This is a genomic window from Calothrix sp. 336/3 (genome assembly GCF_000734895.2).
Lineage (GTDB): Bacteria > Cyanobacteriota > Cyanobacteriia > Cyanobacteriales > Nostocaceae > 336-3.
The window spans coordinates 1,227,293-1,253,127 of record NZ_CP011382.1 but is presented as its reverse complement, the minus strand read 5'-3'; the positions used below and the strand labels follow the sequence as shown (position 1 = coordinate 1,253,127).

Annotated in this window: 24 protein-coding genes and 1 tRNA gene; 18 read left to right on the top strand and 7 right to left on the bottom strand. The window is 42.1% G+C overall.

Annotation, left to right across the window (positions count from 1 at the left end; all coding sequences use genetic code 11):
* Positions 1-1,074: 1,074 nt before the first annotated feature.
* Positions 1,075-3,561 carry a primosomal protein N' gene (gene priA / locus IJ00_RS04900; RefSeq protein WP_035150618.1) on the top strand — a complete coding sequence of 829 codons (2,487 nt, stop codon included), beginning with the start codon at positions 1,075-1,077 and terminating at the stop codon, positions 3,559-3,561.
* Positions 3,562-3,566: 5 nt separating this feature from the next.
* Here priA and lipA read toward each other — a convergent pair whose 3' ends face one another.
* Positions 3,567-4,436 (bottom strand): lipoyl synthase, encoded by an 870-nt coding sequence (gene lipA / locus IJ00_RS04895; RefSeq protein WP_035150617.1) that lies wholly within the window; start codon positions 4,434-4,436, stop codon positions 3,567-3,569.
* 162 nt (positions 4,437-4,598) lie between these two features.
* Here lipA and IJ00_RS04890 point away from each other — a divergent pair.
* From IJ00_RS04890 to IJ00_RS04875, 4 genes are all read left to right on the top strand, one after another.
* Positions 4,599-4,672, top strand: a tRNA-Pro gene (locus IJ00_RS04890).
* Positions 4,673-4,942: 270 nt separating this feature from the next.
* A complete protein-coding gene (locus IJ00_RS04885) occupies positions 4,943-6,316 on the top strand; it encodes a TIGR03985 family CRISPR-associated protein (protein WP_035150615.1) in 1,374 nt (457 codons plus the stop codon).
* A gap of 48 nt (positions 6,317-6,364) precedes the next feature.
* On the top strand, positions 6,365-6,928 hold the full coding sequence (locus IJ00_RS04880) for an HD domain-containing protein (RefSeq protein WP_035150613.1): 564 nt from the start codon (positions 6,365-6,367) through the stop codon (positions 6,926-6,928).
* 184 nt (positions 6,929-7,112) lie between these two features.
* The gene (locus tag IJ00_RS04875; protein ID WP_035150611.1) at positions 7,113-8,378 is read left to right on the top strand and encodes a valine--pyruvate transaminase; all 1,266 of its coding nucleotides are present in this window, start codon (positions 7,113-7,115) and stop codon (positions 8,376-8,378) included.
* Between the two features lie 144 nt (positions 8,379-8,522).
* Here the strand turns inward: IJ00_RS04875 and IJ00_RS04870 are convergent, their stop codons facing one another.
* A complete protein-coding gene (locus tag IJ00_RS04870) occupies positions 8,523-8,885 on the bottom strand; it encodes a hypothetical protein (RefSeq protein ID WP_035150609.1) in 363 nt (120 codons plus the stop codon).
* A gap of 36 nt (positions 8,886-8,921) precedes the next feature.
* Here IJ00_RS04870 and IJ00_RS28750 point away from each other — a divergent pair, with 36 nt between their 5' ends.
* Together IJ00_RS28750 and IJ00_RS04865 are read left to right on the top strand one after the other, a co-directional pair.
* On the top strand, positions 8,922-9,068 hold the full coding sequence (locus IJ00_RS28750) for a hypothetical protein (protein ID WP_168163421.1): 147 nt from the start codon (positions 8,922-8,924) through the stop codon (positions 9,066-9,068).
* Between the two features lie 178 nt (positions 9,069-9,246).
* A complete protein-coding gene (locus tag IJ00_RS04865; RefSeq protein ID WP_035150607.1) occupies positions 9,247-11,133 on the top strand; it encodes a chloride channel protein in 1,887 nt (628 codons plus the stop codon).
* 75 nt (positions 11,134-11,208) lie between these two features.
* Here the strand turns inward: IJ00_RS04865 and IJ00_RS04860 are convergent, their stop codons facing one another.
* Positions 11,209-11,622 (bottom strand): AbrB family transcriptional regulator, encoded by a 414-nt coding sequence (locus IJ00_RS04860; RefSeq protein WP_035150605.1) that lies wholly within the window; start codon positions 11,620-11,622, stop codon positions 11,209-11,211.
* Positions 11,623-12,423: 801 nt separating this feature from the next.
* Here IJ00_RS04860 and IJ00_RS04855 point away from each other — a divergent pair.
* From IJ00_RS04855 to fusA, 4 genes are all read left to right on the top strand, one after another.
* Positions 12,424-12,867, top strand: a complete 444-nt coding sequence (locus IJ00_RS04855; RefSeq protein WP_035150603.1) for an Rrf2 family transcriptional regulator — start codon at positions 12,424-12,426, stop codon at positions 12,865-12,867.
* 6 nt (positions 12,868-12,873) lie between these two features.
* Entirely contained in the window at positions 12,874-13,836 is a 963-nt protein-coding gene (gene cbiB / locus IJ00_RS04850) for an adenosylcobinamide-phosphate synthase CbiB (RefSeq protein WP_035150601.1), read from the top strand.
* A 210-nt stretch (positions 13,837-14,046) separates the two neighbouring features.
* On the top strand, positions 14,047-14,589 hold the full coding sequence (gene pyrR, locus IJ00_RS04845; protein WP_305728205.1) for a bifunctional pyr operon transcriptional regulator/uracil phosphoribosyltransferase PyrR: 543 nt from the start codon (positions 14,047-14,049) through the stop codon (positions 14,587-14,589).
* Between the two features lie 86 nt (positions 14,590-14,675).
* Complete coding sequence (fusA, locus tag IJ00_RS04840; RefSeq protein ID WP_035150600.1) at positions 14,676-16,685, top strand: elongation factor G; 2,010 nt, start codon at positions 14,676-14,678, stop codon at positions 16,683-16,685.
* Between the two features lie 150 nt (positions 16,686-16,835).
* On the opposite strand, the gene IJ00_RS04835 is transcribed toward fusA, so the two are convergent.
* Positions 16,836-17,408 (bottom strand): Uma2 family endonuclease, encoded by a 573-nt coding sequence (locus IJ00_RS04835; protein ID WP_035150599.1) that lies wholly within the window; start codon positions 17,406-17,408, stop codon positions 16,836-16,838.
* Between the two features lie 116 nt (positions 17,409-17,524).
* The gene (locus tag IJ00_RS04830) at positions 17,525-17,740 is read right to left on the bottom strand and encodes an antitoxin family protein (protein WP_035150598.1); all 216 of its coding nucleotides are present in this window, start codon (positions 17,738-17,740) and stop codon (positions 17,525-17,527) included.
* A 222-nt stretch (positions 17,741-17,962) separates the two neighbouring features.
* On the opposite strand from IJ00_RS04830, the gene IJ00_RS04825 reads away from it, so the two are divergent.
* Positions 17,963-18,538, top strand: a complete 576-nt coding sequence (locus tag IJ00_RS04825) for a hypothetical protein (protein ID WP_035150597.1) — start codon at positions 17,963-17,965, stop codon at positions 18,536-18,538.
* A gap of 130 nt (positions 18,539-18,668) precedes the next feature.
* Here IJ00_RS04825 and IJ00_RS04820 read toward each other — a convergent pair whose 3' ends face one another.
* Positions 18,669-18,860 (bottom strand): hypothetical protein, encoded by a 192-nt coding sequence (locus IJ00_RS04820; protein ID WP_035150595.1) that lies wholly within the window; start codon positions 18,858-18,860, stop codon positions 18,669-18,671.
* A 225-nt stretch (positions 18,861-19,085) separates the two neighbouring features.
* Between IJ00_RS04820 and IJ00_RS04815 the strand changes: the two genes are divergently transcribed.
* The 4 genes from IJ00_RS04815 to IJ00_RS04800 all read left to right on the top strand — a co-directional run bounded on the left by IJ00_RS04815 (position 19,086) and on the right by IJ00_RS04800 (position 22,641).
* The gene (locus IJ00_RS04815; protein ID WP_144415984.1) at positions 19,086-19,835 is read left to right on the top strand and encodes a sucrose-phosphate phosphatase; all 750 of its coding nucleotides are present in this window, start codon (positions 19,086-19,088) and stop codon (positions 19,833-19,835) included.
* A complete protein-coding gene (gene ruvA, locus IJ00_RS04810) occupies positions 19,832-20,470 on the top strand; it encodes a Holliday junction branch migration protein RuvA (protein WP_035150591.1) in 639 nt (212 codons plus the stop codon). The genes IJ00_RS04815 and ruvA overlap by 4 nt, the downstream gene beginning before the upstream one ends.
* A gap of 143 nt (positions 20,471-20,613) precedes the next feature.
* Complete coding sequence (bioF, locus tag IJ00_RS04805) at positions 20,614-21,771, top strand: 8-amino-7-oxononanoate synthase (protein ID WP_035150588.1); 1,158 nt, start codon at positions 20,614-20,616, stop codon at positions 21,769-21,771.
* Between the two features lie 210 nt (positions 21,772-21,981).
* A complete protein-coding gene (locus tag IJ00_RS04800; protein ID WP_035150586.1) occupies positions 21,982-22,641 on the top strand; it encodes a hypothetical protein in 660 nt (219 codons plus the stop codon).
* A gap of 265 nt (positions 22,642-22,906) precedes the next feature.
* Here IJ00_RS04800 and IJ00_RS04795 read toward each other — a convergent pair whose 3' ends face one another.
* The gene (locus IJ00_RS04795) at positions 22,907-23,482 is read right to left on the bottom strand and encodes a hypothetical protein (protein ID WP_035150585.1); all 576 of its coding nucleotides are present in this window, start codon (positions 23,480-23,482) and stop codon (positions 22,907-22,909) included.
* 653 nt (positions 23,483-24,135) lie between these two features.
* On the opposite strand from IJ00_RS04795, the gene IJ00_RS04790 reads away from it, so the two are divergent.
* Both IJ00_RS04790 and IJ00_RS04785 read left to right on the top strand, forming a co-directional pair.
* Positions 24,136-24,909: a phosphodiester glycosidase family protein gene (locus IJ00_RS04790; protein WP_168163420.1), complete on the top strand. Its 774-nt coding sequence runs from the start codon at positions 24,136-24,138 to the stop codon at positions 24,907-24,909.
* Between the two features lie 141 nt (positions 24,910-25,050).
* Positions 25,051-25,644: a neutral zinc metallopeptidase gene (locus tag IJ00_RS04785; RefSeq protein WP_035150580.1), complete on the top strand. Its 594-nt coding sequence runs from the start codon at positions 25,051-25,053 to the stop codon at positions 25,642-25,644.
* The last annotated feature ends 191 nt before the right edge of the window (positions 25,645-25,835 follow it).

Here is a 25,835-nt window from a genome sequence, read left to right as displayed (position 1 = left end):
TCTCTTGTCTATTGGGCAAATTGTCTAGAATTTATTGTTTTTCTTAATTACAAATTGTGTCAAACCCTCCTCAATCTTCACAGTTATCCAAACTCCCATGATTTAATTGTAAATCTTAAATCTTCATATATTTTTAGGCTGAATTAGGCTTTTCATGTATGGCGATCGCAATCAGAAATTATCTACCTGGATGATGGTAGTATATATCATCAATTATGCTTTGCCAAAGGTGATTAATGTCTACAGGTAAATGGAAGTAGAACCTTACCTAAATTTTAGCATCTCATATACTGAAGGTATTTACTATCTATCGATAGGAGTAAATTGCTACTATATATTCAGTATGAAAAAGTTCAAATTCTTTTGGTACTGGGATAATAACTATGGTCAAGCACCAATTAGTAATCACTTTTTCATTGCCGTTGATGTATCCTGTGAATGATTGACTCAGTCACCTAAATAACAGAGATTTAAATCAGTAAACGGTCAAAAATTATTCACCAAGTTGATAACTGATAATTCATTACTGATTCCGAGTGAGATGTGAAATTTGGCAATTCAATGAATCACCCTGATTTTCACTTTTTGGACAAAGGTCATACATCAAGATAGTAACGTAGCGAATGGATGATACAAAAAAAGTGTGAAGAACAAAGCAGTATTTTCACCTCTTGTATGTAGTTCATTACCGACTAATGACGATAGATGAGTGCTTGAGCATATAAAAGTGACATCATTCACCCCAGGTGGGCGGTTGGTTTGTCTCATTCAATATCTCATCCTTCCCTGTCGAGCAATTTTGAGGCTGAGGAGTTGAGGAATGTTTAATTCCTACATTTGACTGGGAGAATTAAATATCAATTACGGCATCAGGTAAATACAAGTTTGTCGGCTGGATTACATAAAAAGAAACTTATCAAGTATTATGTCTAATGAAAGTATAGGTAAATACATTTTTTCATATTCCTGGGCAGTTGGGAAAAGAAAAATCGCAAATTATCTGATTGGTAACAAACTGTCAATTGATATGGAATTCTCTCAGGCAAGATAGCTGTATATTATTAATAGTAACTTATGTATATTGAAGGCATCAATTTACATCCTGCTGTAGTTGCAGAACCCGGAGAAAATTACACCACACAAGAGCTAGAAACTCGCTGGATGGAAGTTTTGGTAGACTGTCCAGGGGCTGCGGGATTATTCACCTATCGTTTACCACCCAGGTTAGAAGTAAAACCTGGAGATATTTTAACTGTGCCCTTTGGTACACAAATGGTGGGTGGCATAGGGATTCGTTTATTAACACAACCCAGCGTAGATTTGCCCCTAGAAAAAATTCGGGAAGTGGAAGATGTGGTAAGTGCTGGTTTTTTCCCTTCCAGCTATTGGGAATTATTAAACCGAGTTGCCAAATATTATTACACACCATTAATTCAGGTGGTGCGGGTGGCATTACCACCGGGTTTATTAGGGCGATCGCAGCGTCGTATCCGCATCTGTCAAACCAATCCCCCAGGGGTTAACGGTGATGCATACCTCGGTAACGTGGCTCGCCAAATTCTGGCATTGCTCCAAGCTGCACCTAGCCAAGATTACAGTTTTGCCTACATCCAAAAGCAAATTAAGGGAGCATATCGGGGAGTACGGGAATTACAGCGCCATGGTTTTGTCGAAAGCTATTTAGAAGCACCCCGCTTGGCTCGTCCGAAATTACAAAAAGCAGTAACCTTAATTGATAGTGTCTGGGCAGGGGATTTAACTCCACGGCAACGGGAAATTTTAGATGTGTTGCGGCGACAGGGGGGGGAATTATGGCAGAGTCAACTACTACAGTTGTGCAATAGCAGCGCCTCAACCTTGAAAAGTTTAGAACTCAAGGGTTATATCGTCATTCAAGAGCGGGAAATGCTGCGCACAGAAACCCCAGGAGCGAGAATCTTACCAGAAGAAACCACAAAAATTCTCACCCCTGCCCAATCCCAAGCATTAGCCAGCATTCAAAGTTTAGATGGCAATGCCACGGTGTTATTGCACGGGGTGACAGGTTCGGGGAAAACTGAAGTTTATTTACAGGCGATCGCCCCCCTGCTCAAACAAGGAAAATCCGCTCTGGTGCTGGTTCCAGAAATTGGACTCACCCCCCAACTCACCGACAGATTCCGCGATCGCTTTGGCTCCAAAGTCAGCGTCTATCACAGCGCTCTCTCCGATGGTGAACGCTACGACACCTGGCGACAAATGCTCACCGGAGAAGCCCAGGTAGTTATCGGCACCCGTAGCGCCATCTTTGCCCCCCTCCCCCACCTGGGATTAATCATCCTCGACGAAGAACACGATAGTTCCTTCAAACAAGACTCCCCCATCCCCACCTACCACGCTCGCACCGTTGCCCAATGGCGAGCCGAATTAGCCAATTGTCCCCTCATCCTCGGTTCTGCCACCCCCTCCCTGGAAACCTGGCTCACCACGCCCCCTTCCCACTACCTCTCCCTCCCCGAACGCATTAATTCCCGTCCCCTACCCCCCGTAGAAATCGTGGATATGCGCCAGGAGCTACACCAGGGCAACCGCTCTATCTTCAGTCGCACCCTGCAAACAGCCCTCCAGGAACTCCAGGAACGACAACAACAGGGTATCCTATTTATCCATCGGCGCGGTCATAGTACATTTGTTTCCTGTCGTAGCTGCGGCTATGTCATGGAATGTCCCCACTGTGATGTTTCCCTGGCATACCATCACACCGCAGAAAATGCCCCCCAGGTACTACGCTGCCATTACTGTAATTATGTCCAACCCCATCCCCAATCCTGCCCCGAATGTGGTTCACCCTATCTGAAATTCTTTGGTAGTGGTACTCAAAGGGTAGCCCAAGAATTAGCCAAGCAATTTCCCGAACTGCGTTTTATTCGTTTTGACAGTGATACCACCCGCACCAAGGGCGCTCACCGTACTCTCTTAAACCAGTTTGTTAACAAAGAAGCTGATATCTTACTGGGGACACAAATGCTTACCAAGGGGTTAGATTTACCTCAAGTTACCCTCGTCGGAGTCATTGCTGCCGATGGTTTACTCAACCTCAGTGATTATCGTGCCAGTGAGCGAGCTTTCCAAACCTTAACCCAGGTTGCCGGACGTGCAGGTCGGGGGGATGACCCAGGTAGGGTAATTATTCAGACCTATACCCCCGAACATACGGTGATTGAAGCCGTCTGCCGCCATGACTATGAAGCCTTTACCAATCAGGAATTGGAGCAACGGGAAGCCCTGAATTATCCTCCCTATGGCAGGTTAATTTTGCTACGGCTTAGTAGTCTTGACCCCATCCAAGTCCAAAACACTGCCCAAATTATCGCCACCCAATTTCCTGAGCAAGCAGGTTTGGATATTCTTGGTCCCGCACCTGCTAGTATTTTGCGAGTTGCTAACCGTTATCGCTGGCAAATATTATTAAAAATTGCCCCCGATACATTGCCCCAGCTACCCGAATGGGAAAATGTTCGCCAACTGTGTCCCCCATCGGTGAGTTTAACCATTGACGTTGACCCCTTGAATATCATGTGAATATATTATCGGGGATATCGTTGCATTAATTCTCGTACCTGTTCTGCATGATAGGAGCTTCTTGTCAATGGGGAAGAAACAACTTGTAAAAATCCAATTTCCTCACCAAAAGCTTGCCAAGCAGCAAATTGTTCTGGGGTGACGAAGTTATCAACTTGCAGATGCTTTTGACTAGGTTGTAAATATTGTCCTATCGTCAAAATATCACAATCAACAGCCCGTAAATCTTGCATGACTTGGCGAACTTCTGCATCCGTCTCCCCCAGTCCTACCATGATTCCCGACTTTGTATAAACTCCAGGGGCAATTTGCCGACAGCGTTTGAGTAATTCCAAAGTGCGATCGTAATTACCTTGGGGACGGGTGCGACGATATAACCGAGGTACAGTTTCTGTGTTGTGGTTCAAAACTTCCGGTCGCGATCGCAAGATAATTTCCAAAGCTTCCCAGTTACCACACAAATCTGGAATTAATACCTCTATAGTTGTTTGGGGAGACACAGCGCGAGTTTCCTCGATGCAGCGTACAAACTGTGATGCACCCCCATCAGATAAATCATCACGATTGACAGAAGTAATCACTACATGGTTTAGTTTCATCCGACGTACCGCTTCCGCTAGTCGGGTGGGTTCCGTCGAATCGAGCGCTTTCGGCTTTTTCTCAAAATCAATGTCGCAATATGGACAAGCGCGGGTGCAAGCTGGACCCATAATTAAAAACGTCGCCGTCCCAGCGTTAAAACACTCACCAATATTTGGACAGGAAGCTTCCTCACATACCGTGTTTAGGGACAAATCCCGCAAAATTTCCTTAACATTTCCTACACGCTCCCATTGAGGTGCTTTTACCCGCAGCCAGTCTGGTTTAACAGTCACAATTGCTTCTACTATAATTTCAAGGCTTCACAGTTAATAGTAGCAACTCATCCGATACTCGATTGTAGATTCTGACAATTTCTCGGTTGCCAATTCTCCACACCTGGGAAGGATTGTTTTTTCCTGCAAATTATACTACTATGTTTAGTAACTGTGTTTTTTCGGGATGTAGCGCAGCTTGGTAGCGCACTTCGTTCGGGACGAAGGGGTCGCTGGTTCGAATCCAGTCATCCCGATTGGTATTTGTCGATTGCCAAATTATTTGTCCGTGGTGACACATTAGTGTCCGCGTTGCCAAATTATTGTCCGATTGACAAATTGTTTGCCCGCCAAATTTTATTAGTATTGTCAGCCATTAAAATCATAGCTCTTATCTATGTCTTGATGTCAATTAACAGATTAAGTTATCCGACACATTTATTAGGATTATGACATAGCGTGTGAATTGGAAGAGACTACTTCCACCATGGATTAATCTAGAGCTATGGTGACTCAAGGTTGAAGATGTGCAGGAGCAATTTTTTCTGGATGTTCCCGATGTGGAACTTTTGCAGTGGTTTGCACGGGGTTCCCTAAAACAAAATTTATCCCGTGCCATTCGTTTGTGGGTGTGCTTGCGTGGGCTTTACGGCGACACACAGGAACGTTTACCATTGGATGATGCTTTTACCTATGCAGAATGGCGAGATGTGTTTTTCACTCCCAACCATCCCAAAGGTGAGGCGATTCCAGAATTGCATGATGTTAACTGTAATTGTGCCAAAACCGTTACAGAATGGTTGTTTAACCGGAAAACAGGGATTGTCGCAGCAGATTGGCAAACATCTTTGGTTTCCCATGTGGGTATGGAGGAAGAGAAATTAGAGCATATCCTGCAACAGAGGTTATTTGCTGTAACTCGGCGATCGCTACAAGCAGATTTTGGCATTTTAGCTGAGTTGGGATGGTTGAAATACCATAATCAGAAATATTATCGGGTGCAGGAGTTTCCCTGGTATCCCAGTAATCAGAGTCATGAAATTAACCAAGAGCAGAATCATTCCGGTGAATTGAAATTTCTCCAGGAAGATTTGAGTGCGATCGCCCAAAATCATTCCCAAGAAATCCAAGGTATCCAAAGGTTTTTTGTTCACCTTGACTATGTAATTCCCAAACATACCATCGATTGGGTAGAAGACTGGCAAAATGAACTCAGACTTCTCTGGGGGAAAACCCCTGTACCTGCGGTGAAACTCACCTATTCTAGCGCCAGGGTGGGAAATGCGGTGAGTTGTATTGTTTTTCCTGTCTGTATTTACTATGTACAACGGGCAGTTTATCTTTGTGGCTATGGTGAAAGTCCCGACAGAAAAACCGATTGGTATAATTTTCGCCTAGATCGCATTCAATCCATCACCCCTTGGGAATGGCATCATCCTGAAATTCCCGCCAACCTACGCCAAAGATATCAACAATTATCCTTACCTAGTCCCGATTATATTGCTATGGAAATGTCCAAAGCTTGGGGATTTGATTTTTATTTACCCTCGACTCCCATGCTATTGAGATTTAACCGTAATTTTAGCGATCGCTATATTAAAGGTACAGAACGTCACGATACCTTTGAGGAAATTACTTACCAACAGGCACAACGTTTGATTAAACGTCATATCACCCAACCCCAAAAACAACGTCAATTACTAGGGATTTTGGCACAACGTTCTCCCGAAGATGCCTACTATCAAGTTTTTATTCGTTATCAAGACAGTCAACAAAGAGACAACAACGTGATTATGCGTTTACGAGCTTGGCATCCGGAATGTGAAGTGTTTCTTCCTTGGGATTTACGTCAAAGTATGGCAGCAGACATTGCCAAAGAATTTCATTTATATCATCAATAGACATCAAGCAAATTTAATCATACCTTGTCCGACAGGCTAACCCCGATTATGAATACATCTCAACTATCAGATAAATTTGCCACAGCTTTAGTATACGCAACCCGTCTCCATAGCCAGCAAAGGCGAAAAATTAGCGGTGTACCCTACATCTCACATTTACTCAGTGTTTGTGCCTTAGTCTTAGAAGCAGGGGGAACAGAAACAGAGGCGATCGCCGCTCTATTACATGATGCTATCGAAGACCAGGGGGGAAGTCAAACCCGTGAGGAAATTCGAGAAATCTTCGGCAATCAAGTGGTGGAAATTATCGATGGTTGCACTGAATGTGATACCTATCCCAAACCACCTTGGCAAGAACGCAAACGCAAATATATCACCAATCTCCGCCAAGCTTCTGCCTCCGTACGGTTGGTTTCCTTAGCAGATAAATTACATAATGCGCGATCGCTACTACTTGATTCTCGACACAAAGGCAGTGAAATTTGGCAAGAGTTTCAAACCGGAAAGCAAGGTACACTATGGTTTTATCGAGAATTATTACAAGTTTACCAGGGGCATGGTGTCCTAACAGAAGAATTTGCGCGATCGCTGGCAGAACTAGAAAAAATATGAAGATTTCAGCCAAAATTCACCTCAGAACCTACTACACTGTCAAGGTTAATTTGAGGGATATTTCCCCCTGTGTCCCCCTTGTCCCCCTTGTCCTCCAATTCAAATTTGACAGACTCCCACTCCCCACTCTCTGCCCTTTAGGTCTGGGTTAAAATAAATTCACTCTATTGATGATATTTTACCTATGAATCCTGCCCTATCGCAAATCGGTGTACAAATGTCCAATCTTACGGGCGTAAGAGCTATTATGAAGGACATTATCGAGACATTAAGGGCAGGAGCAGGTCAGAATTTTATTAATTTAAGTGCAGGAAATCCCCTAATTCTGCCAGAGGTGGAACAATTGTGGCGAGATTGTACTGCCGATTTACTGGCAAGTTCAGAGTATGGGGAAGTCGTTTGTCGCTATGGTTCTAGTCAAGGTTACGCACCCTTTGTGGAAGCAGTGGTACGGGATTTTAACCATCGTTATGGTTTAAACCTGACTGATAGCAATGTGCTAATTACTCCTGGCAGTCAAACTTTATACTTTTATGGGGCAAATGCTTTTGGCGGCTATACCAAAGATGGGCAACTCAAACAAATCGTTTTGCCTCTCAGTCCTGACTATACTGGTTATGGTGGAGTAAGCCTAGTTCCAGAAGCCTTGCTAGCCTACAAACCAACCCTAGATATTGACTCCACAGCCCATAGATTTAAATACCGTCCTGATTTTAGTCAGTTATCAATTACAGAAAATACTGGTTGTGTTATTTTCTCTCGTCCCTGTAATCCTACGGGGAATGTTTTAACCCACGAAGAGGTAGAAAAAATTACTGCCCTGGCTGCACCCTACAACGTACCTGTGATGATTGACTCCGCCTATGCCCCACCCTTCCCAGCATTAAATTTTACGGAAATGCAACCAGTATTCGGTGAAAATATCATCCATTGTATGAGTTTATCGAAAGCTGGATTACCAGGAGAGCGTATTGGAATTGCTATTGGTGATGAAAAATGGATTCAGGTGTTGGAATCCTTCCAAACGAATATGTGTATTCATCCATCTCGGTATGGGCAGGCGATCGCCGCACGAGCAATTAATTCTGGCAAATTAGCAGAAATTTCCCAAACTGTTATTCGTTCCTTCTACCAAAAGAAATTCACAGTCTTAGAAGAAACTCTTGATGCATCCATGTCCGATAATTTACCGTGGTTTCTCCACCGTGGGGAAGGAGCAATATTTGCTTGGTTATGGTTGCAAGATTTACCCATGACTGATTGGGAATTTTATCAGAAATTAAAACAGGTAGGTGTGATTGTCGTTCCTGGTAGTAGTTTCTTCCCCGGTTTGCAGGAGGAATGGCAACACAAACACCAATGTTTACGAATTAGTTTAACTGGCAGCGATGAGGAAATTGCCGTAGCAATGCAACGTTTATCCCAGGTGACTGAGGAAGTATATCGCTAAGGAACTTTAGCGTTAGCTCTCCCGCAGGGAGCATTACGAATTACGAATTGGTATTAGATATAGGTTGGGTTAAGCAAGGCAAAACCCAACATGGATATCGGTACAGAGAGGATAGTGATACTGTCACCCCCTATCCCCTGTAACCTATTTCTTTTTTTCTATCTTCGGAATAGATGTATCATTAGTCACATTCTGTTGACTAGAAACAATCATCCCTAAGAGCACCGCACTTCCCAAAATTACAGCCAACATCGGGCGTTTCAAAACTCCAAAATCCCGAATAATTCGCGCTAGGGGGCGGCTCTGACGGCGTAATGACTCTGCCAGCATCATCTGTTTACGGACAAAGGGGTCTCGCACATAATGACCACTGGGACAAATTACTAGTTTCTCGGAACAATACGGACAGGTGAAAAATCCAATACCAGTAGTCACCGGTTGGGGAGTTGGATTTCTGCGACAAATGGGGCAAGCCAAATAATGATGTTCAAATGCGTGTGTGTTCATCTACCTCGTCCGCTCAGTCCATTTAACCAGCAAAAAATGCAATTAGTCACAGATGTGACACAATCACATCAACAATTAATTAAGTATCGACATATTCCTGTGCAATTTAACCTCAGCCATATCACACATACACAAAGTTGTTTCCCAACTCAGGATGATTTGACAGCTGCAACACGAGTATAACCAGACTAGCTCAGAAAAAGCCAAACAGAAATCAAAAAATCGCTTTTGTCCTATGGAGCTAATAGCTTTTTGGTCAATAGCAAATTACTTTCTAGTTGTCTGGTTGCTAGATAATGACTCACAATAAAAAGTAAGACATAAAATATTAAATTTTTTATTATATTTACTGCACTCCTAAATGACCCTCCTGCCAACCACTCCTTTACAGAAGGTGACGGACAAAGCTGTTTTACCTGCTCCTGCACCACACCTAACCTATCTACTGAATCGTTTTCAACTCTCCCCAGAAACAGTCATCCTGCTCTTAGCTGTGCTAATTGGCGGTGGCAGTGGCATGGGTATAGTCACATTCCATTATCTCATTGAACTGATCAATCACTTGATGTTAGAAAATTTCATGGGTGTTATCGGTGTCTGGGGTGCTTGGACTTTAGCTTGTGTGCCTATTTTTGGCGGAGCCATAGTTGGATTAATGCGTTGGCGTACCCAGGATTTTGGTCCCGGTTTATCTGCTTTGATTGCCGCTTCCCAAAAAGGCGAATTTCAGCGTCAATTACGACCTGTGACAAAAATGCTGGCGGCGGCTGTTTCCTTAGGTAGTGGGGCTTCTCTGGGTCCAGAGGGTCCAAGTGTGGAAATTGGTGCCAATCTGGGAATGCTCCTATCAGTGATTTTACGAGTATCCCAGGAACGGCAACGGTTGCTGTTAGCTGCTGGTGCTGCTGCGGGTTTGGCAGCTGGTTTTAACGCACCGATCGCCGGAGTATTTTTTGCCCTGGAAGTGGTGTTAGGCGCTACATCCTTTGCTACTTCAGCAGTCAGTGTAGTCCTACTTGCTGCGGTTGTTGCTGCCTTAGTGGCTCAAATCGGTTTAGGAACCCAACCCGCCTTTGCCTTACCTCTTTACCAAGTACGTAGCCCTCTAGAATTACCTTTATATCTAGGTTTGGGTCTATGGGCAAGCTTGGTATCCCTGGCATACACCCAATCTATGCAATTTGCCAAAGCCGTTTTTGCTGGTCAAATAGGCGGTTTTACTTGGTTAGGTAGAATCCCTAAACCCCTACACCCTCTGATTGGTGGTTTAATCGTTGGGATTGTGGCTCTGTATTTACCGCAAATTCTTGGTATCGGTTATGGCACAATTGAAGCCATGCTCCAGGATGTGAAATTTTCCCTGGAACTGTTAATGATATTACTGGTAGTCAAATTATTGATGACGGTAGTTAGCGCAGGTAGCGGGTTTGTTGGTGGAATCTTTGCACCTGCCATGTTTCTGGGTGCTTCCTTAGGAAGTGCTTACGCTAAAATCCTGGCACTAATTGCACCCGCTATCAGCGAGTATATGGCATCTCCTCCAGCCTATGCCATGGTGGGTATGGCTGCGGTATTGGCTGCTAGTGTGAGAGCGCCTTTAACATCTATTCTTTTATTATTTGAATTAACTAGGGATTATCGCATTGTCTTACCACTAATGGCAGCAGTGGGCTTAAGTGTCTGGTTGCGCGAAAGAATGCAACCGAGCGCTAATTCTAACCTCAACCTACAACAAATCGGTCTGTCAGAACTCAAGGATGAGCAGACAGAAATATTACAGGAAATATTAGTAGAAGATGCGATGCACCCCCATCCCAAAAAATTACCCCTGACAATGAAAATCATCGATGCTGCCATTGAAATGGCAAGTATTCCATCTTCTCGCAGCGCATTAGTAGTAAATGAAGTTGGCAAGGTAGTAGGTATCTTTTCCTTGGAAGATATCAATCGGAAACTCAATTTTTGGCAAAATTACTCCCAATCCTCTCAGGAGACTGCCAATAAATTAGCTAGTCAAACCCTTGCTGATATCTGTACCACTGACATTCTTTACGCTTGGCGAGATGAACCTTTGTCAGAAGCTTTAGATAGAATGGCACTACGAGGTTTGCATCAATTGCCTGTTGTGGCAAGAGATAACCCAGAGGAAATTTTAGGCTTACTTGAGAGAGAACAAATTGCTTTAGCTTGTAACTTGGCAGTGACTCGCAAAGCAATTCATCAATGGTCAAATGGGAAACAGCCATGAGAATTCAGCCATTAATTGCCAGGTGAGACTAGCAAGAAATGACAGAGGACTCATGACCAAAGATAGTAGAAAAACTTAGGCGATCGCTTCTAGAGCATCTAGAGCTTCTTTCTCTTCTGAGTCGAGTTGTCTCAGACGAATATGTTTCTTGCCTAAGGTGATGACAAATTCATCTCCTGGCTTGAGATTCATCTGTTTTGTATATGCCGAACCTATCAGCAAGTTCCCGTTAGATTGCACACTAATTCTATAACTAGCGCTGCGTCCCCCACGTCCATTTGCACTGGGAGCGCTGTCTAACTGAATGCCCTCTGCATCAATTAGAGCATTTAAGAACTTCATCATGTTGACGCGCTCAATGCCGTTTTTGGTAACGGTATAGTAGCCGCACTGTTTAGCTTTATCGTCTTTGCTGAGGGTTTCTAGCTCTTTGACTTTCTTCAGCAGTTCTTCGCCTACTAGGGGTTCAATTTTTTTCTGTTTAGCCATCAACTTATATCGAAAATAAACGCTTGAAGTGGTGGAATCGATTTTATTTTAGCTGACATTAAGGAAGTAAGAACACAATCCTTTATTTTTTATCCCAGCCTAGCCAAGTATATTACATAAATGATGGAAATTTGTGGACTATAAATAATATTTTCCACAAAATATATAAGTAAATGGACACAAATCAGTCTGCTTCATCCTGTTCGCCAATGGATAATCAGAAATTGGGAATAGAGACTGAATATCTCTAACTTTACATTCATTCACATATTGACTAAGGGATAACGGGAGTAAACTTGATCGTAGTCACTTACTGATGGGTTCATCAGGAAATGCTGATGGGTTTGGTGACAACTATATATATGATGGCAAGGGAGCAGTATTTTCTGTAAAGACAATACCAGTAGCTTGCTGATTGTAGGGTCAGACTTCCCTTCCTGCTCATAGAGAACAGGGGAAAATTAGTTTTGAAGAAGTGAAATTGGGTAATTTATTAATTGGACTTACCTAATTGCTGATTAGCATTTATATCCCCATAGCTTTCCCTTCGGCTATTTTCTTGCACCAGTGAAACTTTCTGACCTAGGGGCTAATCTTCCAGGTGTAAATGTGGGGCAGGTTAGTTTACACTGTAATTGCTGAAGTTTTTTAAAGGATAGCTAAAAATTTTGTCTATTTCTTGATCAGTTTGTCGATTCTTACACAAAAATATTCGGAAATTAGTCATTACTGATTAGTCATTAACGACTAGTTGCTGCTATCCCCAAGTAAATAATCGCCAAAGTACTATTGGGCAGGATTATGAAACTCACGACTAGAGGACACTATAGTGTGAAAGCGTTGCTAGATTTAAGTTTGCAACCAGGATATGGTCCAGTTTCTACTAGAGCGATCGCCACTCGTCAAGATATTCCTGCACCCTATTTAGAAAAGCTATTAATAGAAATGCGTCGTGCTGGTTTAGTAAAATCAGTTCGCGGTAGCATTGGGGGATATCAACTAGCAAAAAAACCTGCCCAGATTTCCCTAGGAGAAATTCTCGAATCTGTGGGGGAAACTATAGATCCTTTACCCCATCACCAAACCTCACCAACACAAGCGGAAGATTGGGTGACATTTAGTCTTTGGCAACGACTGCATCAAAAAATGAAAGAAGCTTTATATAGTATTACCCTAGCAGACCTTTATTATGATGCTCGCAGTTGGCAAGCATCCCTAGGAGCAGAAGCCAGTTTTATTGTTTAGCAGAAAATGACTGTTTTATTAATTGCTGCCATTTTAGATTACATCATTGGTGATCCTTGGGGGTGGATTCATCCTGTACAAGTCATGGGATGGGTAATTACTTCTATCTGTAAACTTGTTTGGCAATATTGTCATAGCTCTTTGACACAAAGATTAGCCGGAATTGGATTAGCGATTTTGGTAATTTTCGGCAGCGCGATCGCCACGGGAATAATTGTGCAAATAGCTAAGTGGGTACATCCTATTTTTGCGATCGCCACTGAAAGTATTATCTTGGCAAGTTGTTTTGCTGGTAGAAGTTTACGTCAAGCGGCAGAAACAGTTTTACAACCTTTAATATTAGGAGATATTACCGCCGCCCGTTCGGCATTAAGTAACTTTGTCGGGCGAGATACTGATAGCATGGACGATGCAGAGATACTTCGTGCTGTCCTAGAAACTGTCACCGAAAATGCCATTGATGGGGTCATGGCTCCCCTATTTTATGCCATTATGGGAATAATTCTCAGTGATTCTTTGCCCTTGGCTGCACCCCTGGCGATCGCCTACAAAGCAATTAGTACCCTCGATTCCATGGTGGGTTACAAAGAACCACCCTACACCTATCTCGGTTGGTTCAGTGCCAAACTAGAAGATTTTTTAACCTATATTCCCTGCCGTTTATCAGTATTTACCCTTGGCTTAATCTCCAGAAAACCCCTGGAAGTCTGGCGCATCTGCCAACGGGACGCACCCCAGGACCCTAGCCCTAACTCAGGTTGGAGCGAATGCATCTATGCCGCTATCCTAGGTGTACAGGTGGGCGGTAAAAATATCTATCGTGGTGTAATTAAGTACAAACCTCTCCTGGGAGATGCCATCCAACCCATCACAGCAGATGTCGTTTTGCGAGCTACACGACTGACTCGTTACTGTTTTTTCTCATGGTTGGGGGTAACGGGTCTACTCCTAATGGGCATAAACAGGTGAAGATAAAAATGGGAATTGGGAATAATGAAGTTAACAGGGAACAGGTGACAGTTAACAGTTAACACAAAAACCTATTACCCATAACTGAAAAAGAAAAGAATACAAACCCCTAAATTTATTGATGGGGATTGTAATTTTGAATTTTGAATTCCCCTTCAGGGGTTGACCTATTACCCATAACCTACTACCCACTGACAAGGATATCAGTCTATGAATCTGTCTACCAAAGTGGTTGAGATTCTCTCACCGGAAGAACTCCGTCGTACTGTCACCCGTTTAGCTTCACAAATTATCGAAAGAACCCGTGATTTGTCCCAATTGGCATTACTAGGTATATATACTCGTGGAGTTCCCCTAGCTGAGTTATTAGCTAGACAAATTGAGGTGTTAGAAGGGGTATCTCCCGATGTGGGAGCGCTAGATATTACATTTTACCGTGACGACCTGGACAAAATCAGCCTGCGTACGCCAGCAAGAACGGATATCCCCTTTGACTTGACAGGTAAGACAGTTGTCTTGGTAGATGATGTGATATTTAAAGGACGGACAATTCGTGCAGCTTTGAATGCGGTAAATGAATATGGCAGACCGGAGGTGATTCGATTAGCTGTATTAGTAGATAGAGGTCATCGAGAAGTACCCATTCACCCGGATTTTGTCGGCAAAAAATTACCCACAGCCAAAGAGGAAATTGTGAAAGTTTACTTTCAAGATACCGACGGTAGGGATGCAGTGGAGTTAATTGGCGATTAGGATGGCATTTGTAACACGAATGTAGTACAATAGAGTTATCCCGAATATGGGATAAAAATACACTACATTCAACCCTAGGAAATTTTATGATTCCCCGAACGCGCATCCGCAACATTGGTATATCTGCACACATCGATTCAGGTAAAACCACTTTATCGGAGCGGATTCTCTTCTACACTGGTAGAATTCACGCCATAGAAGAAGTACGGGGAGGCGGCAAGGGAGCCACAATGGACTTCATGCCAGAAGAAAAGCTACATGGAATTACCATTACCTCAGCTGCCACCACCTGCCAGTGGAAGGAAACACAAATTAATTTAATTGATACACCCGGTCACGTAGATTTCACCATAGAAGTAGAGCGCTCTTTGCGGGTGCTAGATGGTGCTGTGATGGTGTTGTGTGCGGTGGCAGGGGTGCAATCCCAGTCAATTACGGTAGATCGGCAGATGAAGCGTTACCGTGTACCTCGCATTGCCTTCATCAACAAGATGGATCGGCGGGGGGCAAATCCTGGGCGAGTGGTACAAGCAATGGGCGATCGCCTACATATCCATCCTCTGTTACTTCAGTTACCCATTGGTAGTGAAGATAACTTTCAGGGGGTAATTGACCTAGTAGAAATGCAGGCACATTACTACCTGGGAGAACATGGTGAAGACTGGCATCAGCAGGCAATTCCCACAGCATTACAAGGGGAAGCAACCACAGCCAGGGAAAAGATGCTTGATACCCTTTCTCTGTATTCCACACAGATGACAGAGCAGCTTTTGGCAGGGTTAGAAGTCAGCCCAGAGTTAATTTACCAGACAATTCGTCAAGCAACCCTAAGCTTAGAAATAACTCCCGTACTCCTGGGTTCAGCCTTTAAAAATAAAGGAGTGCAGAATTTACTAGAGGCGATCGCTCTCTATCTCCCTGCGCCCAGCGATCGGGAAATTGTCCGTACTGCCGAAGGTACTAGTGTCTATTGTGACCAAAATGCTGACCTGGTTGCTTTAGCCTTCAAACTTACAGTCGAATCCTTTGGACAATTAACCTACACTCGCTTGTATTCCGGAACCCTGAAACAGGGAGACACGGTTTACAATTCCCGCACCGGAAAACGGGTGCAAATTGGTCGGATTGTCCGGATGCACGCCAATAAGCGGGAGGAAGTCCCAGCTGCCTATGCTGGAGATATCATTGCTTTGTTAGGGATAGATTGTGCTTCTGGTGATACTTTTTACACCACAGAAACCCCAGTTTCCCTGGAAGGAATGTATGTTCCAGAGCCAGTCATTACCCTGGCAATTACCGCCAAAAAACAAGAAGATGCAGACAAGCTAGCCAAAGCTTTACAGCGCTTCCAACGGGAAGACCCCACCTTCCGTGTCAGTACTGACCCTGAATCGAATAATACTTTGATATCAGGTATGGGTGAACTGCATTTGGAAATTTACATCGAACGCATTCGTCGGGAATATAACACGGAGGTGTTTGTGGGTAAACCCGCAGTTGCCTATCGAGAAACCATTACCCAGCGTAGCGATTTTGACTATAAGCTGAAAAAACAATCTGGTGGTTCTGGTCAATATGCCCATGTTAGCGGATGGATAGAACCGACGACAGAACAGTTTGTATTTGAGAATCGTGTGGTGGGGGGTGCGATTCCCAAGGAATACATTTCTGCTTGTGAGAAAGGTTTTCTGGAAGCGATGGCATCAGGAACCCTGGAAGGTTATCCGGTGATGGGTGTGAAAGTTGTCTTAACGGGTGGTTCCTACCATTCTGTAGACTCTTCCGACTTAGCATTCCGTTCAGCTAGTCACCAAGCGTTAACTGAAGCATTGGCAACAGCGAAACCGCAGATTCTCGAACCGATTATGGCAGTTACCGTAGAAACACCGAACGAAACTGTGGGTAAGGTTCAAGGTGATATCTCTGCCCGTCGGGGTTTACTCTTAGGTTCTCAAACCATGACAGGATACTCAGTGATTCATGCAGAGGTTTCCCTCTCGAAGATGTTTGGTTACTCCACCGACTTGCGTTCTCTGACATCAGGAATGGCAACTTTCTCTATGGAGTTTGCTTGTTATCGCAGCTGTGTTGAGTAGGAATAAAAAGTAACGGCGATCGCTCTGGGAAATACTGGGGCGATCGTCTCCTCATGGTGTCACATGAACAGATAATTTAACGACTTGAAATTAAAGCTAAAAAATCTTTTTATCGAACTATGCTCATTTTCCAATTCAATGGTCTTAAATTTATTTCGCAAAATGCAACCAGTTAAATACATCTTCAACCTGCAATTGCCAATCTCCTAAAACACTCAAAATCGGTAAAATATCTTGTTTTTCCTTAACTTCAGGTAATTGATTGGGCTGAAAAACTGTAATTGATTCATCCTCCGCATCGATAAAATAGCCTAATTTTGTACCATTTCTGAGGCAAAATGTAATTTTACGAATCACCTTACTAGCAGATTGTTCTGGTGAAATAATTTCAATTATCCAGTCGGGAGGAATTTCAAATTTATTGGCAATCTGACCATTTTCATCCAAGGGAATATTTGCCCATTCAAACACAGCGATATCTGGAACAATTGATTTGTCTGCAAAAGTACAGCGTAATTCTGTAAAAGCATAAGCTAATTTTTTAGCTTTACCTATTTGGTTAATTGCAGAAGCTAATTCAATTTGTAAAGCACTATGTTTTCCCTGTGGCATTGGTTTTTGGTAGATGTTTCCATCAATATATTCACTTGCTGGTTTTGTTTCTGGTAGTTTTAAAAATTCTTCTAAGGTGGTTACTGACGTTGACTCAACAGATAATGTCATCAGCTATATTTCCTCAATTATTCATACATTTATTTTACATTTTCTGAAATGTTAGCCGAAAGAAACTATACTAGCAAACCATGCACCTGTATCTACAAAAATCATGATATTCTTTACTAAGAATAAAGAATATTGTCATGCTCTCGACCAGAAAATCCATCATTACTAATACCTTCTAAAGGTATAGCACCTATTTCTGCTGGTGTTTTCTCTACAGAATTAGATTTTTGAGTAATTACAATGACTTCAACCTGAGTACCTTCTTCTAGGAAGATAGGTTCTGTTAATCTCAATACACCTTGTTCGTAAATTGATTGAGCAGTAATTTTCATTATCTTTGTCCTCGCAAAATATAAATTACTGTAATACTTACAACTTGTAATATCGATAGCTTATCGCCTTGCAATTAAGATTATCAAGCCTGACTAATACTCATCATAATTAAACATTAAGACAAATTTTTGTAACGCTCTAATTCGATTAGTGGAAAATTATGCTCTTGTTACTGGCATAGTAGTTGTATGTGATTCACTAACCATCCCTCAGCGCTTTCCATGACATCAGATTTTCTCAGTGTGATCAACCAAGCAGTCAAAAGCTACCGTACACAGAAGGGAGAATATCCCCCAGCAGCGATGGTAGTAGATGCATTGTTGCAAGCAGAAACAGCGAACAAGCGGCAAAAAATACTATATCCTTTCGGGGAATTGGTGGGAGAATGGCGGTTGTGTTTTGCAACGGGAACCCGCAAAGTCAGGGAAAGGGGAGGAATTATACTAGGAAAAGGTTTTTATATTCCGAAATTTGTTCAAGCACAGATTTCTTTTACTGCTGATGGCAGAATTAGTAATCAAGCTCGCATTGGTGGAATTTTACTGCAATTCACTGGACCAGCCAAATATCCAGGCAAGAAAAATTTACTAGCATTTGATTTTACCCAGATAGAAATTTCTTTATTCGGTAAGCAGATTTATCAAGGGAAAATTGGTGGTAATAAAAAGCTTGCTGAAAATTTTCATGAGATGGCGATCGCCAAGCTGCCATTTTTCGCTTTTTTTCTGATTACTGAAGATTTTATTGCAGCTAGGGGACGTGGGGGTGGTTTAGCTATTTGGATAAAAAATAAATAATTTCTATGAGATTTATTACCGACACCATTTAATAATTAATGTCCTAAACAAAACAGGGTTAGTTCTATTTCTTAGCCTAGGTCTGTCCCCGGCAAATCATTCAGGTTATAGAATGAGCTTTATTATTGACTCAAACGTCAATATTTATTTGTTCTATCTGTCTAGCGGCTTTATCCCAAAGCTTTGCTAAAGTCTCATCTTGCCAGTGAGTTCTCAGATTTTCTGCTTTTTTGTGACATATTCGCTCTAACATTTCTAAGATTGCAGATAATGTTAATTTATCAATTAATCCTTCTAAAAGCTCCATATATTCTTTGTGCATGATATTTACCTCTATTAATTGCTTCTGATATTTTCTGACAAAATCTATGTAGATTTATTGTGTGTTCACAAATCATAGATTAAGATTTGCTGCCAGGGGCAAGTTCTATAGCTGGGATAGTTATAGATAGTTACAGTCATCTATCTTTTTATCTTCGTTAACTGCTGTCCCTTGTGCCAAAACAGCATAAACTTTTTGATGGTAAACGGTATCAAGGAGGTTGCTGTGTCTCAATTTATGTTCGTTAGCGACTTAGATCATACCCTTGTTGGCGATGACTCCGCTTTGCTAGATTTAAATTCCCGGTTGCAACAGCATCGTCAAGAATATGGAACTAAGATAGTTTACGCCACAGGGCGATCGCCTTTACTTTACCGGGAACTACAACAGGAAAAGAATCTTCTGCAACCTGATGCCTTAGTATTAAGCGTGGGTACAGAAATTTACCTGGATGATAGTAATATTCCTGATAGTCAGTGGTCAGAAATCCTATCTCCTGGTTGGAACCGTGAATTAGTGGTAAATACCGCTACAAAATTCCTAGAGTTAAAACCTCAACCCACCTCAGAACAACGTCCATTTAAAGTTAGTTTTTTCCTGGAGGCAGAGCAATCTGAAAAAATCTTGCCCGAACTAGAGACAGAATTGCAAAAATGTGGTTTAAATATAAAGTTAATCTATAGCAGTGGTATCGACCTTGACATTGTGCCTAGGAGCAGTGATAAAGGTCAGGCAGTTCAGTTTCTACGTCAAAAGTGGAAATTTGTAGCTGAGAAGACAATCGTTTGTGGCGATTCTGGCAATGATATTGCTTTATTCGCCGCAGGGGTAGAACGGGGGATAATCGTCGGCAATGCTCGTCCTGAGTTACTTCAATGGCACAATGAAAATCCCGCAGACTACCGTTATCTAGCACAAAATTATTGTGCAGGCGGAATTCTTGAAGGTTTGCAACACTTTGGTTTCTTAGAATGATCAGTTACCTAAAAGGCATAATTGCTGGTATCCAAAGTAATAGTGGTAATCGTCACATACTGACGTTGGAAGTGAACGGTATCGGCTACGATTTACAGATTCCTGGACGTTTGGCAAGACAATTGCCAGATTCCGGAGGTGAGGTACAGCTTTTCACCCATTACCAAGTCAGAGACGAAATCCCTTTACTTTACGGTTTCTCCTCCCCCGCAGAACGGGATTTATTCCGCTTTTTGCAGAGTGTGAGTGGAATTGGTGCAGCATTGGCGATCGCTCTGTTGGATACTTTAGAGTTACCGGAGCTGGTACAGGCGATCGTCACCGCGAATGTCCAAATCTTAATCCAAGCACCGGGTATCGGCAAAAAAACCGCCGAACGTCTTTGCTTAGAATTAAAAGCTAAACTCATCGAATGGCGAAAATCTGCGGGTTTCTTTGTGGCTACCGAGGGACCAGCCCCTGGTATTCTAGAAGAAGTCCAAATGACACTCTTGGCTTTAGGCTACACTCCCCACGAAGTCAGTCACGCACTCCACTACGTCAGTGAAGAAATTGGACTACCGAAGGATGCTTTTGTGGAAGAATGGATTCGCCAATCTATATCTCACCTGAGTAGTGAGTCGGTAAGTTCATAATTGGGATAGGGGAGAGGGGACAGATACCAGATACAAGTAAGAGATTGGAACCCTGTGAGTATTTGGTAGTTAATGCCCAAAATCTCTGATAATTGCTATATCAAGTTCACAAAAAACAATTCCCCTTTCCCCTCCCTTACTCTATGAATTCCTACTCTTGGATTGCCAATTCCCTGGAAACAATCCACCGCGCTGACTGGTATCGTTCCACACGAACTATTCAGGGAATTCCGGGTGCAACGGTGCTACTGGAGGGACGAGAGGTAATTAATTTTGCCAGTAATGATTATCTCGGTTTAGCTGGAGATCAACGCTTAATTCAAGCCGCAGTGCAAGCAACTCAGGCATTCGGGACAGGTAGCACTGGTTCTCGTTTACTCAGTGGACATCGGGAATTACATCGAGAATTAGAACGGGCGATCGCCAGTCTCAAACAAACAGAAGATGCTCTGGTTTTCAGTTCTGGCTATCTTGCCAATCTCGGTACTATTACCGCCCTTGTTGGTAAGCGTGATTTAATTCTTTCAGACCAATATAACCATTCTAGTCTGAAAAATGGGGCAATTCTCAGTGGCGCTAACGTCTTAGAATATACCCACAACCACATTGCTAATTTAAGTCATCAATTACAACAATATCGCCATCAATACCGTCGTTGCTTGATTTTGACTGATAGTGTCTTCAGTATGGATGGTGATGTATGTCCCTTGCCCGAATTGCTCGCCCTAGCAACACAATATAATTGTATGCTCCTGGTAGACGAAGCCCACGCCACCGGAGTTCTAGGGGAAAATGGTGCAGGATGTGTAGAACAATTTGGCTGTACGGGTAGTGAGTTAGTACAAATTGGAACTTTGAGTAAGGCGATCGCCAGTCTTGGTGGATATGTTGCCGGTAGCACCAACTTAATAGAGTATTTACGCAACCGTGCCCCCACTTGGATATATACCACAGGACTTTCCCCGGCAGATACCGCCGCAGCTCTCACCGCAATTCAGATTATTCAACAGGAACCCCAACGCCGTCAGCGACTCTGGGAGAATATCGCATATTTACGGAAAGTGATGCAGGAAAAATTACCTACCTTGGAATTACTTCCCAGTGCTTCCCCCATTCTCTGTTGGCAATTACCCAGCCCTAGGGAGGCTCTACGTGTAGGAAATCACCTGCAATTCCAGGGAATTTTTGCCCCTGCTATTCGCCCTCCCACGGTTCCCACCAGCCGGATTCGTGTTTCTCTCATGGCAACCCATGAAACAGTCCACTTAGATAGACTAGTATCTGTTTTAACTGAGATTTAGCATTGAATCGTGGGTATCCAGTGATAGCAGATGGCGATCGCCAATGTTTTGATATCTGCATTCAGACAAACCCCACGGGTGACAGTCCTTAATTTTGAATACTTATTGAGCTTCAGTAGAAGTTTTCCATGGATTCATCCCCGTCCCTATTTTTCAAGTCAGAATTATACGCTACTATTAACCTCACTGTGTGAGGAGTTAAGTCCAATAATGAATACTAGCTTGTGCCATAAGTTACTCACTGTTACCGCAACAGTGGCGATCGCCTGGGGTACATCTCCCTGGCAATTCAGCTTACCAGCAGCAGCACAACCCGAACCAAATCCCGCATCCCCAGCGTCATCGAGATGTCGTGTCACATCAGTCAGTACCTCAGTTTACCGGGAAGCGGCAACCACTTCTAGTGTTGTCAGCGTAGTGCCGAAAGATACTAGAGTTACCCTTTCCTATATTCCCGATGGTGAAGATAGATTTGTGAGAATTCAGTCACCGGCGATCGGATTTATCCAAACAGCTGTTTTGAAACCCTGCGGTAGTCAACCGAACCCCAACCCGAACCCCAAACCTTGGCAAAAACCAACAGTAGGTAGAACCTGTCGTTTAGTCATTCGTCCATCCCAGGGTTTAAATATTCGCAAGGAACCGAATGAGAAAGCAGCGTATATTGCTACTGTTTACCCAGATACGGAATTAACCGTCAATTTAACCACAGGAAATGTGGTGAAAACTTATAAAGACCAAAAATATGTTTGGATTGAAATTGACTTATCTCGTACCTTCCGTGGAGAAAACTTTTCTGGTAATGGTTGGATAGTTAATACCAATCTGGTTACTGCCCCTAAACTGAGTAATGTTGCTTACTGTGACTAATTTTACTCATGGGAATTTCGGTTAATAGCTGACAATTTCTACTAGATTTTCTGTGAGGGTTTAGCATTGCTAAATCCTTGCAAGTTTAACTAATACCAAGTTGCGATCAAAAATAGTACCCTGTCATTGCGACTCAGCCTCAGGAAGTAATCTCACCAACTTCAAACTACTACGATAGAAGTCAACTTGATATAAATTTCTATAGTTACAAAAATCTCCTAGAAAAGAGCAGCAAGTGCGGAATTCAAGGATTTTAGAAGCAGGATTAGTGCATTTTCCAAAACATAATACTGCTACCAATTGCCCCTATTAATAAACCCCCAATAATTGGTGAAATCATGATTCCCATAGGAATAAAATTCCAATCGCCAGGTAGGAAAATAAATGCAAAACCGCTAAATAACGCAATAGTCCAACCAAGAGCAACGAAACAGATATCAAGCCAAGATACTAAAATCCTGGTTTGCTGGAGTAAAAGGGCAGTGAAAAATCCACCCAAAATACCACCGATAGTCATACCAATGATAACACCTCTACCCATTGCTTGACTGGAAAAATCAGGCTGGATAATGTGCCAACCAATACGTGAACCAACAAGCAAACTCAGAGACCAAATTAGCACAAATAATAAAGCAATATGCCACTGAATTCCTGGCTGACTCCACAGCATAACCAAAGCAAGGCTCACACCACCAATTATCCCAGTAGTTAGTCCGTAAGTTGTAAGTTGAGACATTCTTTCTTCTGGGGACACCTGAAAAGCCATACTAGTCAGAGTAAAGAAAAATGTACCTAATCCTAAGGCGATCGCCCAACCCACAGAAATTAATAAGATTTTCATCGCAGTTTTTACATATCGCTGGTTAAAATAAAATGTTTCGTTGCTATCTTAAATTCCATGACTCAATATGCTTGCGATCGCGCTGGAAAAATTTCCTGGTAATATCGAAGCTTATAGGAGTTCATCGTTTACGTAGAAAATATAAATATAGTTAGGTGTAACTTTATTTATCTATTGTTCGCAACTTATACTTAGTAATATTTATAATTACGAATATTTGTGTGATTGAGAACAGTAATATTACTGAGTTGAATTATTTAAAAAAATCAACTTCAATTTGCGAATAAAATATCCATAAGACATCAAATAAGCTGATGTGCAGCTAAATTGTATAAGGAAAATGTCAAATAGTCGTAGTGTGGACATCCCTTCACTTCGTTCGAGAGCAGGCTTACTCGCGTTCTATATAAGTAGAACGGCTTAAATAATTCACGCTATGTCATTGCGAATGAAACGAAGTGGAATGAAGCAATCGCAACGGTTTTGACGATTTTATAATCTGTTACATAGTTAGGTTTATTCTCACCGACTTACTTACAAATTCAATACGCAACAGCTTATCTGCTCTTTTCGCTTGCTATATCAGCCCAAGGTGCAGGCTACTTCAACTAATATCCCATATGCATCCTATACATTTCATTCCCATTATATCTTTGATATTTCTATCTCAGGATTTGAGTAATCAAGTAACTGCTAAAAATACAACAACACAATTTAATCGCCTTATCTCAGCTAAGGGAGTTAATATATACCAAAAAGCAGTAATTAGTCATTTAGAATATGTGACAATTCTAGATTTACGACAAGCAAAATTACAAAATTTAGCTGGTAAAATATCACTCGAAGAATCAGAAAGTATTGAGAAACAACAACTTGCAAAGTTCTGGCAAGATGCAGTCAAGCACAATACCAAAAAACATCAGATAAAAGTCATAGTTAATGGCACTTTTTTCTCAACAAATAATCAACCAACAGGCATCGCCTTTGGCTTGAAAATTCAAAATCATCTGATTACCTCTGGTTATGGTGTGGCGAATGAATATCCAGGACAAATCCGCACATTTGCTTTCAACTCATCCTTAAATTTTGCCAGCATTCAACCATATTCACCATCTATCTTTGAGAATTTTTCTGATGTCATTGGTGGATTAGATATTCAAGCCGATAAGTCAGCCAATAAATATTTACCTCGAACGTTTATTGGTATCAAAGATAGTGATAAAGATGGTTTGTCAGAAACTGTAATTATCTATTCTAGCAATTATGCTCGACAAATTGATGCATCACACACTCTCAGAAACTTTGGCGCTACTTCTCAAGTCATGTTAGATGGTGGAGGGAGTACGGGGTTAATTGTAGATGGCAAACCTCTAATTACTACCAATCGTCCGATTCCTCACGCTTTGGCAGTCTATGCTGGTAGATAACTGTGCCATGAAAATTTATTTTGCGAATAAAATTAACAACTTTCTTAAAATTACTAAAACTTTAGATTTAGTATCTGGAATTGATAAGTTCTAACGTGATAATAAAAATATCGTTGAGAATTTAACATCTAGGATTTAAAAATGAAAAAACTCCAGGCGCTGTTCACAACTTTGGCGACTTTTGGATGTGTACTATTGAGTGCAGCAGCGAAAGCAGAGTTACCACCAAAAGCAGTTGTCGATGGAGTATATGAAGGGATACAGCAAATACATGGATATAAAGCAACACCCAAGTTAATTTGGGGTGTCCCTCAAGGAAAACGTGGTGTTTGTGGACGCATTTCTGGTAGTCATTACTGTACACATAATCACACAGTATATATCACCCAACAAGATATCAGAATGGCGTATCAATTTGGTGATGCGGCGTTAGCATATATTATTGCCCATGAATATGCCCATGCGATGCAAACTGCCTATGGTTTTCAACCACGCAATACCCCCATGTCTGAGTTACAAGCAGATTGTTTAGCGGGTGTATATTTAGGGTTAATTCCGAATATGAATTTTGATGAGAAAGATATTCTGGAAATTAGCAGTTTAGCTTATCATATTGGTGATTATGCCTGGGGAAGTAGACACCATCATGGCACACCAAAGCAGCGTTTAAATGCTGTAGTAACGGGTATGGTGGGTTCACAAAATGGCAAAGGAGTTTCTATTTGTCGATTATAGTTTTTCTAGTTATTCCTGATACTTTTATTCTTGTTATCAGAGGTTATTTATCAATATCAAAATCGGAGACAGGATTTTTGGCATGATTTGCTTTTTCTAACCTTTTTATTTATTCGTATTATCGCTTAAATAAAGGGCTAAAGCCCAAGCTTGAAAATTAATTGGACAGACTACTAATCTATTAAATTAAC